15 protein-coding genes are annotated in these 16381 nt (G+C 74.1%); all 15 read left to right on the top strand.

Annotated features, from left to right (window positions below; genetic code table 11):
• Positions 1-76: 76 nt before the first annotated feature.
• The gene (gene rplT / locus CSPHI_RS07005) at positions 77-463 is read left to right on the top strand and encodes a 50S ribosomal protein L20 (protein WP_075692114.1); all 387 of its coding nucleotides are present in this window, start codon (positions 77-79) and stop codon (positions 461-463) included.
• Positions 464-568: 105 nt separating this feature from the next.
• Positions 569-1426 carry a TrmH family RNA methyltransferase gene (locus tag CSPHI_RS07000; protein ID WP_075692113.1) on the top strand — a complete coding sequence of 286 codons (858 nt, stop codon included), beginning with the start codon at positions 569-571 and terminating at the stop codon, positions 1424-1426.
• Between the two features lie 73 nt (positions 1427-1499).
• The gene (gene pheS / locus CSPHI_RS06995; protein WP_075692112.1) at positions 1500-2549 is read left to right on the top strand and encodes a phenylalanine--tRNA ligase subunit alpha; all 1050 of its coding nucleotides are present in this window, start codon (positions 1500-1502) and stop codon (positions 2547-2549) included.
• A 52-nt stretch (positions 2550-2601) separates the two neighbouring features.
• Entirely contained in the window at positions 2602-5100 is a 2499-nt protein-coding gene (pheT, locus tag CSPHI_RS06990) for a phenylalanine--tRNA ligase subunit beta (RefSeq protein ID WP_075692111.1), read from the top strand.
• Positions 5101-5166: 66 nt separating this feature from the next.
• Positions 5167-6216 (top strand): N-acetyl-gamma-glutamyl-phosphate reductase, encoded by a 1050-nt coding sequence (gene argC / locus CSPHI_RS06985; RefSeq protein WP_075692110.1) that lies wholly within the window; start codon positions 5167-5169, stop codon positions 6214-6216.
• A 47-nt stretch (positions 6217-6263) separates the two neighbouring features.
• Entirely contained in the window at positions 6264-7457 is a 1194-nt protein-coding gene (gene argJ, locus CSPHI_RS06980; protein WP_075692109.1) for a bifunctional glutamate N-acetyltransferase/amino-acid acetyltransferase ArgJ, read from the top strand.
• Positions 7458-7486: 29 nt separating this feature from the next.
• A complete protein-coding gene (gene argB, locus CSPHI_RS06975; protein WP_075692108.1) occupies positions 7487-8455 on the top strand; it encodes an acetylglutamate kinase in 969 nt (322 codons plus the stop codon).
• Positions 8456-8510: 55 nt separating this feature from the next.
• The gene (locus CSPHI_RS06970; protein ID WP_075692107.1) at positions 8511-9719 is read left to right on the top strand and encodes an acetylornithine transaminase; all 1209 of its coding nucleotides are present in this window, start codon (positions 8511-8513) and stop codon (positions 9717-9719) included.
• The gene (gene argF / locus CSPHI_RS06965) at positions 9716-10672 is read left to right on the top strand and encodes an ornithine carbamoyltransferase (protein ID WP_075692106.1); all 957 of its coding nucleotides are present in this window, start codon (positions 9716-9718) and stop codon (positions 10670-10672) included. Before CSPHI_RS06970 ends, argF begins: the two co-directional genes overlap by 4 nt.
• Positions 10669-11148, top strand: a complete 480-nt coding sequence (locus CSPHI_RS06960; protein ID WP_075692105.1) for an arginine repressor — start codon at positions 10669-10671, stop codon at positions 11146-11148. Before argF ends, CSPHI_RS06960 begins: the two co-directional genes overlap by 4 nt.
• A 114-nt stretch (positions 11149-11262) precedes the next feature.
• On the top strand, positions 11263-12462 hold the full coding sequence (locus CSPHI_RS06955) for an argininosuccinate synthase (RefSeq protein WP_075692104.1): 1200 nt from the start codon (positions 11263-11265) through the stop codon (positions 12460-12462).
• A gap of 40 nt (positions 12463-12502) precedes the next feature.
• The gene (gene argH, locus CSPHI_RS06950) at positions 12503-13945 is read left to right on the top strand and encodes an argininosuccinate lyase (RefSeq protein ID WP_075692103.1); all 1443 of its coding nucleotides are present in this window, start codon (positions 12503-12505) and stop codon (positions 13943-13945) included.
• A 9-nt stretch (positions 13946-13954) separates the two neighbouring features.
• A complete protein-coding gene (locus CSPHI_RS06945; protein WP_075692102.1) occupies positions 13955-14125 on the top strand; it encodes a Trm112 family protein in 171 nt (56 codons plus the stop codon).
• Positions 14122-14751: a DNA-3-methyladenine glycosylase gene (locus CSPHI_RS06940; RefSeq protein ID WP_211274655.1), complete on the top strand. Its 630-nt coding sequence runs from the start codon at positions 14122-14124 to the stop codon at positions 14749-14751. Before CSPHI_RS06945 ends, CSPHI_RS06940 begins: the two co-directional genes overlap by 4 nt.
• Before the next feature lie 16 nt (positions 14752-14767).
• On the top strand, positions 14768-16057 hold the full coding sequence (tyrS, locus tag CSPHI_RS06935; protein ID WP_075692100.1) for a tyrosine--tRNA ligase: 1290 nt from the start codon (positions 14768-14770) through the stop codon (positions 16055-16057).
• Positions 16058-16381 lie beyond the last annotated feature (324 nt).

The raw sequence follows: 16381 nt of genomic DNA, 5'->3' as shown, positions 1-16381 counted from the left end.
CGGCGCACCCCGCGGACCGCATCAGCCTCCGCGGCCCCCAGGAAGAACACGAAAAACCAAGTAAGGAAGTATCACCGTGGCACGTGTGAAGCGCTCCGTCAACGCCAAGAAGAAGCGTCGCGAGGTCCTCGACTCCGCCAAGGGCTACCGGGGCCAGCGCTCCCGGCTGTACCGCAAGGCCAAGGAGCAGATGCTCCACTCGAAGACCTACGAGTTCCGGGATCGCCGGGCCCGCAAGGGCCAGTTCCGGCGCCTGTGGATCCAGCGCATCAACGCCGCGGCCCGCGCCAACGGCATGACCTACAACCGGTTCATGCAGGGCCTCGCCGCCGCCGGGATCGAGGTCGACCGGAAGAACCTCGCCGAGCTCGCGGTGACCGACCCGGCCGCGTTCACCGCCCTGGTCGAGGCCGCCCGCGCCGCCCTGCCGGCCGACGTCAACGCCCCCGCCGAGGCCAAGTAGCCCGCCGGGCGCACCCCGCCCGCCGACCCCGCCCCCGAGGCAATACGCCCCGGGGCGCGGGGTCGGCGGCGATCCGGGGCCGCGGCATCGGCTAGCGTCACGGGCATGGCCCTCCCGGAGCACGACGCCCCCGCCCTCACCCCGCGCACCCCGCGGATCGTCGCCGCCGCGAAACTGCACCGCGGCGCCGCCCGCCGCAAGGCCGGCCGCTTCCTCGCCGAGGGCCCCAACTCGGTGTCCGCCGCAATCGCCGCCGGCGCCGCGGTGGAGCTCTACGTCGCCGCGGCGGCCGCCGCCCGGCACCCGGGGATCCTCGCCGCCGCGGCGGCCGCCGGGGTGCGCGCGCACCCGATCGACGACGCCGCGGCGGCGAAGCTCGCCGACACCGTCACCAGCACCGGGCTGTTCGCGCTCTGCGCCGCCGACGCCGCCCTGGCCGAGCCCGGGGAGGTGCTCGCCGCCGCGGCCGCCGGCGGCACCGGCCCCGGCGGGATCGCGCTCATCGGCGTGGACACCGCCGACCCCGGCAACGCCGGGACGCTCATCCGGATGGCCGACGCCCTCGGCGCGGCCGGGGTGGTGCTCGCCGGGGACTGCGTGGACCCGCTCGGCGGGAAGGTGGTGCGCTCCACCGCCGGCTCGCTCTTCCACGTGCCGGTGGCCCGGCACCGCGACATCGGTGCGGTGCTCGACGCGGCCGCCGCCGCCGGGGTGGCCACCCTGGCCACCGCCGCGGACGCCGAGCTCGCCCTCGGCGCGGACCCGCTGCCGGCCGGCCCGGTGGCCTGGCTGCTCGGCAACGAGGCCCACGGGCTGGACCCGGCGACCCGCGCCCGCGCCGACGCCCGGGTGCGGATCCCGATCCGGGGGCGGGCGGAGTCGCTGAACCTGGCCACCGCCGCGGCGATGTGCCTGTGGGAGTCCGCCCGCTCCCGCGGCGCCGAGCCGACCCACTATGCTTGATCCGCCCGGTCCGCAACCGGGCCCGGCGCACCGCCCGGCCCCGATCGACGACGAGGAAGATGGTCCCCGCACCGTGAGCGACAACCCCAGCACCCCCGATCTCTCCGCCGAGGCGCTCGACTCGGCGGCCGACGCCGCCCTGGCGGCCTTCGCCGCCGCGGCCGATCTCGCCGGGCTCGCCGAGGCCCGGCGCGCCCACCTCGGCGATGAGGCCCCCATCCCGGCGGCCCGCCGGGCGCTGGGCTCGCTGCCCAAGGCCGAGCGCAAGGACGCCGGCCGCCGGGTGAACCAGGCCCGCGGGCGGGTGGAGGCCGCGCACGCCGCCCGGCGCGCGGAGCTGGAGGCCGAGGAGAACGCCCGCCGGCTGGAGGCCGAGCGGATCGACGTCACCGTGGACACCACCCGCGGCCAGCGCGGCGGGATGCACCCCATCACCATCCTCTCCGAGCGGATCGCGGACATCTTCACCGCCATGGGCTGGGAGGTCGCCGAGGGCCCCGAGGTGGAGGCCGAGTACTTCAACTTCGACGCGCTGAACTTCCTGCCGGACCATCCGGCGCGCACCCTGCAGGACACCTTCCACATCGCCCCCGAGGGCAGCCTGCAGGTGCTGCGCACGCACACCTCCCCGGTGCAGGTGCGCACCATGCTGGACCGGGAGCCGCCGATCTACGTGATCTGCCCGGGCCGGACCTTCCGCACCGATGAGCTCGACGCCACGCACACCCCGGTGTTCCACCAGGTGGAGGGCCTGGCGGTGGACCGCGGGCTGACCATGGGGCATCTGCGCGGCACCCTGGACCACATGGCCAAGGCGCTGTTCGGCCCGGACACCCGCACCCGGATGCGCACCAACTACTTCCCCTTCACCGAGCCCTCCGCGGAGGTCGACGTGTGGTTCCCCGGCAAGAAGGGCGGCGCCGGCTGGATCGAATGGGGCGGCTGCGGGATGGTCAACCCCAATGTGCTGCGCGCCGCCGGGGTCGACCCCGAGGTCTACTCCGGCTTCGCCTTCGGCATGGGCCTGGAGCGCACCCTGCAGTTCCGCAACGGGCTGCCCGACATGCGCGACATGGTCGAGGGCGACGTCCGCTTCACCCAGCCCTTCGGCATCACCGGCTGACCGCCGCCGCCCCGCACCCGAGCCCCACCGCAGCACAGGAGAAACGCACGCCATGATCATCCCCCAGTCCTGGGTCACCGAGGTCGCCGCGGCCGGCGCCGAGCCCGGATTCGCCCCCACCCCCGCCGAACTCGACGCCGGTTTCGTCCGGGTCGGCTTCGAGACCGAGGGCCACGCCCCGCTGGAGCCGGTGACCGGCCCGCTGGTGCTCGGCCGGGTCGAGGGGATCGAGGAGCTCACCGGCTTCCGCAAGCCGATCCGCTACTGCGCGGTGGACGTCGGCGGCGAGCAGCCGCAGCGGATCATCTGCGGGGCCCGCAACTTCGCCGTCGGCGACATCGTCGCCGTGGCGCTGCCCGGGGCGGAGCTGCCCGGGGGCTTCGCGATCTCCGCCCGGAAGACCTACGGGCACGTCTCCGAGGGGATGATGTGCTCCGAGGCGGAGCTGGGCCTGGCGGAGAGCTCGCCCGGGATCATCGTGCTCGACCAGGCGGACCTGGACCACGCCGCCGCGGCCGGGGCGGAGACCGGGATCGGCGCCGACGCCCGCGGGGTGCTCGGCCTGGACGAGGAGATCTTCGAGGTCAACGTCACCCCGGACCGCGGCTACGCGCTGTCCCTGCGCGGGCTGGGCCGGGAGATCGCCTCCGCCTTCGAGCTGCCCTTCACCGATCCGGCCGGGATCGAGCCGCTGGCGGCCTCGGGGGAGTGCCTGCCCGTGGAGCTGCGCCCGGAGACCGATGCGCTGCGCTTCGGCCTGCGCCGGGTGCGCGGGGTGGACCCGGCGGCCCGGGCCCCCTGGTGGCTGCGCCGTCGGCTGCAGCTGGCCGGGCAGCGCAGCGTGAACCTGCCCACCGACGTCACCAACTACGTGATGCTGCTGCTCGGCCAGCCGATGCACGCCTTCGACGGGGCGCGCATCGCCGGCGGCCTGGTGGTGCGCAACGCCGCGGCGGGGGAGCGGCTCACCACCCTCGATCACGTCGAGCGGGAGCTCGACCCCGGGGACGTGGTGATCTGCGACGACTCCGGGATCCAGTCCCTGGCCGGGGTGATGGGCGGGCTGACCTCCGAAATCGGCGAGGGCACCACCGATGTGCTGCTCGAGGCGGCGACCTGGTCGCCGCTGCGGGTGTTCCGCACCGGCCGCCGGCACAAGCTCTCCTCCGAGGCCTCCCGCCGCTTCGAGCGGGGGGTGGACCCGGCGCTGGTGGAGCCCGCCCTGGATCTGGCCTGCCGGCTGCTCGCCGAATACGGCGGCGGCGAGGTCGACCCCGGGCGCACCCTGGTCGGCGAGGCGCCCGCCCCGCGGGCCATCACCATGGCCGCCACCCGGCCCGGGGAGGTCGCCGGGGTGGACTACCCGCGGGAGACCGTCATCGCCCGGCTGCGCGAGGTCGGCTGCGCGGTGACCGGGGACGATCCGCTCACCGTCACCCCGCCGAGCTGGCGGCCGGATCTCACCATGCCCGCGGACCTGGTGGAGGAGGTGCTGCGCCTGGAGGGCCTGGAGGACATCCCGGTGACCCTGCCGGTGGCCCCGGCCGGCCGCGGGCTCACCCCGCGCCAGATCCGGCGGCGCGCGGTCGGCCATGCGCTGGCGCACGCCGGCTACCTGGAGATCATCCCCACCCCCTTCACCGCCGCGGACGTCTTCGACACCTGGGGCCTGGCGGCCGATGACCCGCGCCGCGCCGCGGTGCGGGTGGTCAACCCCCTGGAGGCGGACCGGCCGCTGCTGGGCACCACCCTGCTGCCGGCGATGCTGGAGTCGCTGCGCCGCAACGTCTCCCGCGGCCAGGTGGACCTCTCCCTCTACGGGCTGGCCCAGGTCAGCCTGGCCCGCGGCACGGGCCGCTCCCCGATGCCGGACACCTCCGGCCGGCCCCCGGCCGAGGAGATCGCCGCGGTGATCGACTCGCTGCCCGCGCAGCCGCTGCACGTGGCCACCGTGGCCTGCGGCCGGGTGGAGCTGGACACCCCCTGGGGACCGGGCCGGGACTACACCGCCGCCGACGCCATCGAATCGGCCCGGGTGGTCGCCCGGGCCGCCGGGGTGGAGCTGGAGCTCGCCGCCGCCGAGCACCTGCCCTGGCATCCGGGCCGCTGCGCGGAGCTGCGGGTGGCCGGGGCCGTGGTGGGCCACGCCGGGGAGCTGCACCCGGCGGTGTGCCGGGCGGCGAACCTGCCCGAGCGCACCTGCGCCATGGAGCTGGACCTGGACGCGCTGCCGCTGGCCGAGCGCCTGCCCGCCCCGCGGCTGAGCTCCTTCCCGGCGGTGCACCAGGATCTGGCGCTGGTCGTCGACGACGCGGTGCCGGCGGCGGCGGTGCAGGCCACCATCGCCGAGGGCGCGGGCGAGCTGCTGGAGCAGGTGCGCCTGTTCGACGTGTACCGCTCCGAGGCCCTCGGCGCCGACCGGCGCTCCCTGGCCTTCGCGCTGCGCTTCCGGGCGATGGACCGCACCCTGACCGAGGACGAGGCCTCCGCGGCCCGGTTGGCCGCCGCGGAGCTGGCGCGCACCCGGCACGGGGCGCAGCCGCGGATGTGAGCCGGGGCCGGGGACACGCACGATGAATAACTTGCGTTCAACTGAATAATGCCCTTGAATGGTCGCATGACTTACTCAGTGGCCATCGCCGGAGCCAGCGGCTACGCCGGTTCCGAGGTGCTCCGTCTCCTGCTCGACCACCCCGCGTACGCCTCCGGGGAGCTCGCCATCGGCGCGCTCACCGCCGCCTCGAACGCCGGGCGGTCGGTCGGCGAGATCCTGCCGCATCTGGCCCCCCTGGCCGACCGGGTGATCCAGGAGACCACCCCGGAGAACCTCGCCGGCCATGACGCGGTCTTCCTCGGCCTGCCGCACGGGCACTCCGCGGAGATCGCCGCCGCCCTCGGCGAGGGCCCGGACGCGCCGGCGATCCTGGACTGCGGGGCGGACTTCCGGCTCTCCGACCCGGCGGAATGGCGCCGCTACTACGGCACCGAGCACGCCGGCTCCTGGACCTACGGGATCCCGGAACTGCCCGGCGGCCGGGAGGCGATCGCCTCCTCCCGCCGCGTCGCGGTGCCCGGCTGCTTCCCCACCGGCGGCACCATCGCCTGCCTGCCCGCCACCGCCGCCGGCCTGGTGGAGCCGCAGTGGTCCATCGTCTCCGTCACCGGCACCTCCGGGGCCGGGAAGAAGGCCGCGGTGCCGATGCTCGGCTCCGAGGTGATGGGCAACCTGCGCGCCTACAACACCGCCGGCCGGCACCGGCACACCGCCGAGTTCCTGCAGAACCTCGGCGGGGCCGGGGAGCTCTCGGTGAGCTTCACCCCGGTGCTCGCGCCCACCTCCCGCGGCATCCTCACCGTGGCCACCGCACCGCTGGCGGACCCGGCGACCACCACCGCCGCCGCCCGCGCCGCCTACGCGGAGCACTACGCCGGGGAGCCCTTCGTGCAGCTGCTCGCCGAGGGCCTGCAGCCGCAGACCAAGTCCGTGGTCGGCTCCAACATGGTGCAGCTGCAGGTCGAGGTCGACGAGCGCGCCGGCCGGCTGCTCGTCACCTCCGCCATCGACAACCTGGTCAAGGGCACCGCCGGCGCCGCCGTGCAGTGCATGAACCTCATGCTCGGCCTGGACGAGACCGCCGGGCTGCCCCGCGCCGGCCTCGCCCCCTAGACCCGCCCACCGACCACCCGACCGCCACCCGAGGGACACCCCAGGACATGAACGAAACCACCCCCGCCGACGCCCGGCCCACCGGCGTCACCGCCCCGGCCGGCTTCCGCGCCGCCGGCACCACCGCCGGGATCAAGGCCTCCGGCAACCGGGACCTGGCCCTGGTCGTCAACGACGGCCCCGACCACGCCGCCGCCGCGGTGCTCACCCTCAACCGGGTGCAGGCCGCCCCCGTGGTGGTGCTGCGCGACCACGTCGCCGACGGCCGGCTGCGCGCGGTGGTGCTCAACTCCGGCAACGCCAACGCCTGCAACGGCGCCGCCGGGATCGCCGACGCCCTGGCCACCTGCGAGGCCGTCGCCGACCGGCTCGACCTCGCCGTCGACGAGGTGGGCGTGGCCTCCACCGGGCTCATCGGCGACCGGCTGCCCATGGACGTGCTCCTCGGCGGGATGGACGACCTGGTCGCCGGGCTCACCGGGGACCAGTCCGGCGCGGACGCCGCCGCCGACGCGATCCGCACCACCGACCTGGTGCCCAAGCAGGCCGTCGCCGCCGGCGCCGGCTACCTCGTCGGCGCCATGGGCAAGGGCGTGGGCATGATCAGCCCCGCCATGGCCACCATGCTCGCGGTGATCACCACCGACGCCCGGGTCACCCCGGCGATGGCCCACGAGGCCCTCGCCGGCGCCGCCGAGCTCACCTTCAACCGGCTCGACGTGGACGGCTCGACCTCCACCAACGACACCGCGGTGCTGCTGGCCTCCGGGGCCTCCGGGGTCACCCCCGACCAGGCCGAGTTCAACGCCGTGGTGCGCGCCGCCTGCGAGGACATCGCCCGGCAGATGCAGGCCGACGCCGAGGGCGTCACCAAGCGCGTCGCGATCACGGTGCGCGGCACCGGCGGCGAGGAGCAGGCGCTCACCGCCGCCCGGGTGATCGGCCGGGACAACCTGTTCAAATGCGCCATGTTCGGCTCCGACCCGAACTGGGGCCGGGTGCTCGCCGCCGTCGGCACCGCCCCGGTGGCGATGGACCCGGAGCGGATCTCGGTGCGCTTCAACGGCCACCTGGTGTGCGCGGACACCGCCGGCACCCCCGACGCCCGGGAGGTCGACCTCTCCGGGCCGGACATCACCGTGGAGGTGGACCTCGGCACCGGCGACGCGGCCTCGGCGACCATCCGCACCACGGACCTCTCCCACGACTACGTGCACATCAACTCCGCCTACTCCAGCTAGCCCGCCCCACCACAGGAGGACACCGGCCCATGACCGTGCAACCCCCCGAAATCGACCCCGAGGTCACCGGGGACCTCACCGCCCGGCAGCGCGCCCACGTGCTCGCCGAGGCGCTGCCCTGGCTGCAGCACTACCGCGACCGGATCGTGGTGGTGAAGTACGGCGGCAACGCCATGGTCGACGAGGACCTCAAGCGCGCCTTCGCCAAGGACATGGTCTTCCTGCGCACCGTCGGCGTGAAACCGGTGGTGGTGCACGGCGGCGGCCCCCAGATCTCGGCGATGCTGCGCCGGCTGGGCATGGAGGGCGAGTTCCGGGGCGGTTTCCGGGTCACCACCGCCGAGGTGATGGAGGTGGTCCGGATGGTGCTCTTCGGCCAGGTCGGCCGGGAGCTGGTGGGCCTCATCAACGAGCACGGGCCCTACGCGGTGGGCACCTCCGGGGAGGACGGCGGCCTCTTCCAGGCGGAGAAGCGCCTCGTCGACGTCGGCGGGGTGCCCACCGACATCGGCCTCGTCGGCGACATCACCGGGGTGCGCGCCGACGCCCTGCTCGACCTCATCGAATCCGGGCGGATCCCGGTGGTGTCCACCATCGCCCCCGGCGCCGACGGGGAGGTCTACAACATCAACGCGGACACCGCCGCCTCCGCCCTGGCCACCGCCATCGGCGCGGAGCGGCTGGTGGTGCTGACCAACGTGGAGGGCCTCTACACCGACTGGCCGAACCGGGAGTCCCTGGTCTCCCGGATCTCCATCGACGCCCTCCGCGAGGCGCTGCCCGGGCTGGACTCCGGGATGGTGCCGAAGATGGAGGCCTGCCTGCGCGCCGTGGAGGCCGGGGTCAACGCCGCGCACGTGATCGACGGCCGGGTGGCCCATGCGGTGCTGCTGGAGCTGATGACCTCCGGCGGCATCGGCACCATGGTGCTGCCCGACGAGGAGTCCCCGGCCCTCGCCCACGACATCGGCGGCACCGTGTTCCGCGTGCCCCGCTAGACCCGCCGCACCCGAGACCAACCCCGGCCCCCGGGCCGGAGCGAAGGAGCACCCCATGACCGCTTTCGCCGACCGCTACGCGGCGCTGATGATGGACAACTACGGCACCCCCCGGGTGGAGCTCACCGCCGGCCGCGGGGCCACCCTCGTCGACGCCGAGGGCCGCGAGTACCTCGACATGCTCGCCGGCATCGCCGTCAACGCCCTCGGCCACGGCCACCCCGCGGTGGTCGAGGCGGTGCGCGCCCAGATCGGCGAACTCGGCCACGTGTCCAACATCTTCGGCGCCGAACCGCCGCTGCGGCTGGCCGACCGCCTGGTGGGGCTCACCGGCTGGGACGCCGGGGAGACCCGGGTGCTGTTCTGCAACTCCGGCACCGAGGCCAACGAGGCCGCCTTCAAGCTGGCCCGGCTCACCGGACGGCGGCGGATCATCGCCGCCCACCACGGCTTCCACGGCCGCACCATGGGGGCCCTGGCGATGACCGGGCAGCCCGACAAGCGCGCCCCCTTCGACCCGATGCCCGCCGGGGTGGAGTTCGTGCCCTACGGGGACATCGACTTCCTCACCAAGACCATCGAATCCGATCCCCTGGGCACCGCCGCGGTGATCCTGGAGCCGATCCAGGGCGAGACCGGGGTGGTCGCGCCCCCGGAGGGCTACTTCGCCCGGGTGCGCGCGCTCACCGAGCGCTACGGGGTGCTGCTCATCGTCGACGAGGTGCAGACCGGGGTGGGCCGCACCGGCGCCTGGTTCGCGCACCAGCACGACGGCATCGTCCCGGACGTGATGACCCTGGCCAAGGGCCTCGGCGGGGGGCTGCCGCTGGGCGCGGTGGTCGCCCGCGGCGCGGCCGCGAAGCTGTTCACCCCCGGCTCGCACGGCACCACCTTCGGCGGCAACCCGGTGTGCTGCGCCGCCGGCCTCGCGGTGCTGGACACCCTCGAATCCGAGGGCCTGGTGGACCGGGTGGCCCGGATGGGCCGGGTGCTGGCCCGCAAGGTCGCCGCCCTCGACCACGTCGACCACGTCCGCGGCCGCGGGTTCATGCTCGGCGTGGTGCTCGACGGCCCCCTGGCCAAGGGTGCCGTGGACGCCGGCTACGACCGCGGCATCATCCTCAACGCGCCCCAGGCCAATGTGCTGCGCCTGGTGCCGCCGCTGACCCTTTCCGACGCGGAGGCCGATGAGGCGGTGGCCCGGATCGGGGCCTGCCTCGCCGACGCGGCCGCCGCCCACGACGACGGGAGCCCGACGTCATGACCCGACATTTCCTCGCCGACGACGACCTGAGCCCCGCCGAGCAGGCCGAGGTGCTGGCGCTGGCCGCGGAGCTCAAGCGGGCGCCGTACTCCCGGCGCACCTTCGCCGGGCCGCAGTCGGTGGCGGTGCTGTTCGACAAGACCTCCACCCGCACCCGGTTCTCCTTCGACGCCGCGATCGCCGCCCTCGGCGGCAACGCCATCGTGGTGGACACCTCCCGCTCCCAGATGGGCAAGGGGGAGACCTACGGCGACACCGGGGCGGTGCTGTCCCGGTTCACCTCCGCCATCGTGTGGCGCACCTACGCGCACTCGAACCTGGAGGAGATGGCCGCCACCGCCACGGTGCCGATCGTCAACGCGCTCTCCGATGATCTGCACCCCTGCCAGATCCTCGCCGATCTGCAGACCATCATCGAGCACCGCTGCCCCGAGGCCGGCGCGGCCGGCCTGGCCGGCCGCCGGGCGGTGTACCTCGGCGACGGGGCGAACAACATGGCCAACTCCTACCTGCTCGGCTTCGCCACCGCGGGCATGGACATCACCATCTGCGCCCCGGAGGGCTTCCAGCCGGACCCGCGCTTCGTCACCCGCGCCGAGGCCATCGCCGGGGCCACCGGCGCACGGGTGCGGGTCACCGACGATCCGGGCTGCGTCGCCGGGGCGGAGGCGGTGATCACCGACACCTGGGTGTCCATGGGCCAGGAGGACGACGGCCTGGACCGGCGCACCCCCTTCCTGCCCTACCGGGTCACCGCGGAGCTGATGGCCACCGCCCACCCGGAGGCGATCTTCCTGCACTGCCTGCCCGCCTACCGCGGCAACGAGGTCACCGCCGAGGTGATCGACGGGGCGCAGTCGGTGGTCTTCGACGAGGCGGAGAACCGGATGCACGCCCAGAAGGCGCTGCTGGCCTGGCTCATCGAGCACCAGGGGCAGGGGGCGCGGCGATGACCGCCGCGGCCGGCTCCCGGGCCGCCCGGCAGGCCCGGATCGCCGATCTGCTGGCCCGCGAGGAGGTCACCAGCCAGGTGCAGCTGATGGAGCTGCTCGCCGCCGAGGGCATCGAGATCGCCCAGGCGACGCTCAGCCGGGACCTCGACGAGCTCGGCGCCCGCAAGGTGCGCGACGCCTCCGGGGCGGGCCGCTACCGGCTCGAGGGGGAGGGCGCCGGCGGCGGCGGGGGCGCGGTCACCCGGATGCGCCGGGTGCTCGACGAGCTGCTCGTCGGCGCCGAGGCCTCCGGGCCGATCGCGGTGCTGCGCACCCCGCCGGGGGCCGCCCAGTACCTCGCCGGGGCCATCGACCGGGCCGGGCTGGCCGAGATCGCCGGCACCATCGCCGGCGACGACACCATCATGTGCCTGGCCCGGGAGCCGGTCACCGGCGCCGAACTGGCCCGGCGGCTGGCCCCCGGCGCCGGGACGTAGACTTGGGCGGCGCCGCCGCGCCGCCCGCGCACCGCGCGAAGCCCGCACAGACAACCAGAAACGACCACGAACCACCGCCGCCCACCGCGGCGGGCCCATGAAGGAGAACACCCCATGACCGATCGCGTCATTCTCGCCTACTCCGGCGGCCTGGACACCTCCGTCGCCATCGAGTGGATGAAGCAGGAGACCGGCGCCGAGGTCGTCGCCGTGTCCATCGACGTCGGGCAGGGCGGCGAGGACCTGGAGACCATCCGCCGGCGCGCCCTGGACTGCGGCGCCGTGGAGAGCGTGGTCGTCGACGCCCGCGACGAGTTCGCCGAGGAGTACTGCCTGCCCGCGATCAAGGCCAACGGGCTGTACATGAAGCAGTACCCGCTGGTCTCCGCGCTGTCCCGGCCGCTCATCGTCAAGCACATGGCCGCCGCCGCCAAGGAGCACGGCGGCACCCACGTCGCGCACGGCTGCACCGGCAAGGGCAATGACCAGGTCCGCTTCGAGGTGGGCTTCGCCAACACCGCCCCGGATCTGAAGATCATCGCCCCGGCCCGCGACTACGCCTGGACCCGGGACAAGGCGATCGCCTTCGCGGAGAAGAACGATCTGCCCATCGAGCAGTCGAAGTCCTCGCCCTTCTCCATCGACCAGAACCTCTTCGGCCGGGCCATCGAGACCGGCTACCTGGAGGATCTGTGGAACGCGCCGACGAAGGACGTCTACGCCTACACCGAGGACCCCACCCTGAACTTCTCCTCCCCGGACGAGGTCATCGTCACCTTCGAGGACGGGGTGCCGGTGGCCATCGACGGCCAGCGGATGAGCATGCTGCAGATCATCGAGGAGATGAACCGCCGCGCCGGCGCCCAGGGCGTGGGCCGGCTGGACATGGTCGAGGACCGGCTGGTGGGCATCAAGAGCCGCGAGATCTACGAGGCGCCCGGCGCCATCGCGCTCATCACCGCGCACCAGGGCCTGGAGGACGTCACCGTGGAGCGCGAGCTGGCCCGCTACAAGCGCTCCGTGGAGGGCCGCTGGGCGGAGCTGGTCTACGACGGGCTGTGGTTCTCCCCGCTCAAGCGGGCCCTGGACGTCTTCGTGGAGGAGACCCAGCGCAATGTCAGCGGCGATGTCCGGATGGTCATGCACGGCGGGGCCTGCTGGGTCAACGGCCGGCGCTCCACCTCCTCGCTCTACGACTTCAACCTGGCCACCTACGACGAGGGCGACACCTTCGACCAGACCCTGGCCCGCGGTTTCGTGGAGCTGCACGGGCTGAGCTCCAAGATCGCCGCCAAGCGCGACTTCGGGCTCTGAGCGGGCGGATCGGGACAGCGGGCGAGGAGGACCGAGGCAGATGAGCGTTGAGCGGCACGGCACCAACGAGGGCTCCCTGTGGGGCGGCCGGTTCGCCGGGGGACCGGCGGAGGCGATGGCGGCGTTGAGCAAGTCCACCCACTTCGACTGGGTGCTCGCCCCCTATGACGTGGCCGCCTCCAAGGCGCACGCGCGGGTGCTGCACGCCCGGGGGCTGCTCTCCGAGGAGGATTTCGCCACCATGCTCGCCGGGCTGGACGCCCTCGGCGCGGACGTCGCCTCCGGGGCCTTCGGCCCGGAGCCGGCCGACGAGGACGTGCACGGTGCCATGGAACGCGGGCTCATCGACCGGGTCGGCCCCGAGGTCGGCGGCCGGCTGCGCGCCGGCCGCTCCCGCAACGACCAGGTCGCCACCCTGTTCCGGATGTGGCTGCGCGACGCGGTGCGCGAGGTCGCCGACGGGGTGCTCGACCTGGTCGACGCCCTGGCCGGGCAGGCCGCGGCCCATCCGGCGGCGATCATGCCGGGCAAGACCCACTTCCAGGCGGCGCAGCCGGTGCTGCTCGCCCACCAGCTGCTCGCGCACGCCCAGCCGCTGCTGCGCGATATCGCCCGGATCCGGGATCTGGACCGCCGGCTGGCGGTGAGCCCCTACGGCTCCGGGGCGCTGGCCGGGTCCTCGCTGCACCTGGACCCGGAGGCGATCGCCGCGGAGCTGGGCTTCGATTCGGCCGCGGACAACTCCATCGACGCGACCAGCTCCCGGGACTTCGCCGCGGAGGCGGCGTACGTGCTCGCCCAGATCGCGGTGGACATGTCCCGGCTCGCCGAGGAGGTGATCGCCTGGTCCACCCCGGAGTTCGGCTACGTCACCCTCGCCGACGCCTGGTCCACCGGCTCCTCGATCATGCCGCAGAAGAAGAACCCGGACGTCGCGGAGCTGGCCCGCGGCAAAACCGGGCGCCTCATCGGCAACCTCGCCGGGCTGATGGCCACCCTCAAGGCGCAGCCGCTGGCCTACAACCGGGACCTGCAGGAGGACAAGGAGCCGATCGTCGACTCGGTGGCGCAGCTGCGGCTGCTGCTGCCCGCGATGACCGGGCTGGTGGCCACCCTGACCTTCCACGAGGAGCGGATGGCGGAGCTCGCCCCGGCCGGCTACACCCTGGCCACCGATCTCGCGGAATGGCTGGTGCGCCGCGGGGTGCCCTTCCGGGTCGCCCACGAGGCCTCCGGGCAGTGCGTGCGCATCGCCGAATCCCGCGGGGTGGGCCTGGACGGGCTCACCGACGCCGAGCTGGCCGGGGTGCACCCGGAGCTCACCGCGGAGGTGCGCGAGGTGCTCACCGTGGAGGGCGCGGTAGCCTCCCGGGACACCCGGGGCGGCACCGCCGGCGAGCGGGTCGCCGAGCAGCTCGCCCGGGTCCGGGAGGCCGCGGCCACCGGCCGGGCCTGGGCGGCCACCCCGGTGCGCGCCGATTAGGATGTGGGCATGAGCCTCGACCCCGACCTGCTGGAGATCCTCGCCTGCCCCCGCGACCGGGGCCCCCTGGAGTACCGCGAGGCCGACCAGGTGCTGGTCAACCCGCGGCTGGGCATCGCCTACCGGATCGACCGGGGCATCCCGGTGCTGCTGCCCGATGAGGCGGTCGACTGGCCGTGACCGGTCTTGGCGAGCGCCTCGCCGGGCATCCGGAGGCCGCCGCCCGGGCGCTGGCCGGGGCGGTGCTGGAGATCCCGGCGGAGGGGCTGCGCGCGGTGATCACCGAGGTGGAGGCCTACGGCGGCCCGCCGGAGTCGCCCTGGCCGGACCCGGGGGCGCACACCTGGCCCGGGCCCACCGACCGCAACCGGGTGATGTTCGGCCCCGCCGGCCGGCTCTACGTCTACCGCTCCTACGGGCTGCACCGCTGCGCCAACGTCACCTGCGGGCCGGAGGGCGTCGGCGGCGGGGTGCTGCTGCGCTCGGTGCGCCTGCTCGCCGGCCGGGAGGCGGCGCTGCGCCGCCGCGGCCTGGACGCGGACGCCCCGCCGGCGCGGCTGCGCCGGGCCACCCTCGGCCCCGGCAACGTCGCCGCCGCGCTGGGCATCGACCTCGCCGACTACGGCACGGATCTGCTGCACCCGGATTCGCGGATCCGGCTGCGCCCCGCCGGGGCGCCGGTCGAGCTCATCGCCGGGCCCCGGGTGGGGCTGCGCCGCGCCTCCGCCCGGCCCTGGCGGCTGCGGGTCGCCGGGGAGCGGGTCTCCGGCTACCGGGCGCATCCGCTGGCCGACGGGCTGGAGTAGCCCCGCGGGCGCTAGCATGGTGCGGGTGAGCACCCCGAACATCATCGACGAACTGCTGTGGCGCGGGCTGATCGCGCAATCCACGGACCTCGACGCGCTGCGCGAGGAGGTCGAGGCCGGGCCGATCACCGCCTACGTCGGCTTCGACCCGACCGCCGATTCGCTGCACGCCGGGCACCTGGTGCCCCTGGTGATGCTCAAGCGCCTCCAGGAGGCGGGCCACCGCCCGATCGCGGTGGCCGGCGGCGCCACCGGGATGATCGGCGATCCCCGCGACGTCGGGGAGCGCTCCATGCTCACCGATGAGCAGGCCGCGGCGAACGTCGCCAAGATCAAGGTCCAGCTGGCCCGGTTCATCGACTTCTCCGAGGGCCGGGGGCTGCTGGTCAACAACGCGGACTGGACCATGCGGATGAGCGTCATCGAGTTCCTCCGCGATCTCGGCAAGAACTTCCCGCTGAACATGATGCTGGACCGGGAGACCGTGAAGCGCCGCCTGGAGGGCGACGGCATCTCCTACACGGAGTTCTCCTACATGCTGCTGCAGGCCAACGACTTCGTGCAGCTCCGCCGCGAGCACGACTGCCGGCTGCAGATCGGCGGCTCCGACCAGTGGGGCAACATCGTCTCCGGGGTGGATCTGAACCGCCGCCTGGACGGGGAGCGGGTGCACGGGTTGACCGTGCCCCTGGTCACCGACGCCGAGGGCAAGAAGTTCGGCAAGTCCACCGGAGGCGGCAAGCTGTGGCTGGACCCGGAGCTGACCAGCCCCTACGCCTGGTACCAGTACTTCGTCAACGCGGGGGACGCGGTGGTCATCGACTACCTGAAGTGGTTCACCTTCCTGGACCGGGAGGAGATCGCCGGCTACGAGGAGGCCGTCGCCGAACGCCCCTTCAAGCGCGAGGCGCAGCGGCGGCTGGCCCGGGAGCTCACCGACCTGGTGCACGGGGTCGAGGCGCGCCAGGCGGTGGAGGCCGCCGCCGCGGCGCTGTTCGGCCGCGGGGAGTTGCGCGAGCTCGACGAGCCCACCCTGGCCGCCGCGGTGACCGAGACCACCGGGGGAACGGTCGCCGACATCGCCGCCGGGCAGCCGCGCACCATCGTGGACCTGCTCATCGCCTCCGGGCTGGCGAAGTCCAAGGGGGAGGCCCGGCGCACCATCAAGGAGGGCGGGGCCTACGCGAACAACGAGCGGATCACCGACGAGGCCTGGGAGCCCGGGGAGGGGGACCTGCTGCACGGCCGCTGGCTGGTGCTGCGCCGGGGCAAGAAGAACTTCGGCGGGGTGCGCTTCGCCGGCTGAGCCGGGGAGCCGGCCCGAGGCCGTCGCGGGGCGAAAAAGCCGCGGTGGCCTCGGGTTTTGTGTTGTCCACGGGTTGTGGCTAGAGTAATCGCAGTCAGCGCGGCCGAGCCGCCGGGTCCCCGAGCGGGACGCGGAGGAGGCCGACGCCGACGGGGGAGGATTCACCGCTGGTCCGGAGCCGGTTTGACTGGTTGCGGCGGGTGTGGTTAGAATCTTCTCTTGCTGCCTGGGGCGCCGGAGTGGTCCGGTTGTCCGGGTGTGCGCGTGTTGTGTGAGAACTCGATAGTGTGCCGATGTACTACTTATTTTTCCGGTGATGGTGCC

This window comes from Corynebacterium sphenisci DSM 44792 (assembly GCF_001941505.1).
GTDB classification, from domain to species: Bacteria; Actinomycetota; Actinomycetes; order Mycobacteriales; family Mycobacteriaceae; genus Corynebacterium; species Corynebacterium sphenisci.
This window is presented reverse-complemented; position numbering and strand designations above follow the sequence as displayed.

What these genes read in the sequence shown, in the direction of transcription:
- argH (WP_075692103.1), top strand. Translation starts at nt 12,503, where the DNA reads ATGAGCGTTGAGCGGCACGGCACCAACGAGGGCTCCCTGTGGGGCGGC.
- pheT (WP_075692111.1), top strand. Translation starts at nt 2,602, where the DNA reads ATGATCATCCCCCAGTCCTGGGTCACCGAGGTCGCCGCGGCCGGCGCC.
- argF (WP_075692106.1), top strand. Translation starts at nt 9,716, where the DNA reads ATGACCCGACATTTCCTCGCCGACGACGACCTGAGCCCCGCCGAGCAG.
- CSPHI_RS06960 (WP_075692105.1), top strand. Translation starts at nt 10,669, where the DNA reads ATGACCGCCGCGGCCGGCTCCCGGGCCGCCCGGCAGGCCCGGATCGCC.
- CSPHI_RS06945 (WP_075692102.1), top strand. Translation starts at nt 13,955, where the DNA reads ATGAGCCTCGACCCCGACCTGCTGGAGATCCTCGCCTGCCCCCGCGAC.
- argC (WP_075692110.1), top strand. Translation starts at nt 5,167, where the DNA reads ATGACTTACTCAGTGGCCATCGCCGGAGCCAGCGGCTACGCCGGTTCC.
- argJ (WP_075692109.1), top strand. Translation starts at nt 6,264, where the DNA reads ATGAACGAAACCACCCCCGCCGACGCCCGGCCCACCGGCGTCACCGCC.
- CSPHI_RS07000 (WP_075692113.1), top strand. Translation starts at nt 569, where the DNA reads ATGGCCCTCCCGGAGCACGACGCCCCCGCCCTCACCCCGCGCACCCCG.
- argB (WP_075692108.1), top strand. Translation starts at nt 7,487, where the DNA reads ATGACCGTGCAACCCCCCGAAATCGACCCCGAGGTCACCGGGGACCTC.
- tyrS (WP_075692100.1), top strand. Translation starts at nt 14,768, where the DNA reads ATGGTGCGGGTGAGCACCCCGAACATCATCGACGAACTGCTGTGGCGC.
- CSPHI_RS06955 (WP_075692104.1), top strand. Translation starts at nt 11,263, where the DNA reads ATGACCGATCGCGTCATTCTCGCCTACTCCGGCGGCCTGGACACCTCC.
- CSPHI_RS06970 (WP_075692107.1), top strand. Translation starts at nt 8,511, where the DNA reads ATGACCGCTTTCGCCGACCGCTACGCGGCGCTGATGATGGACAACTAC.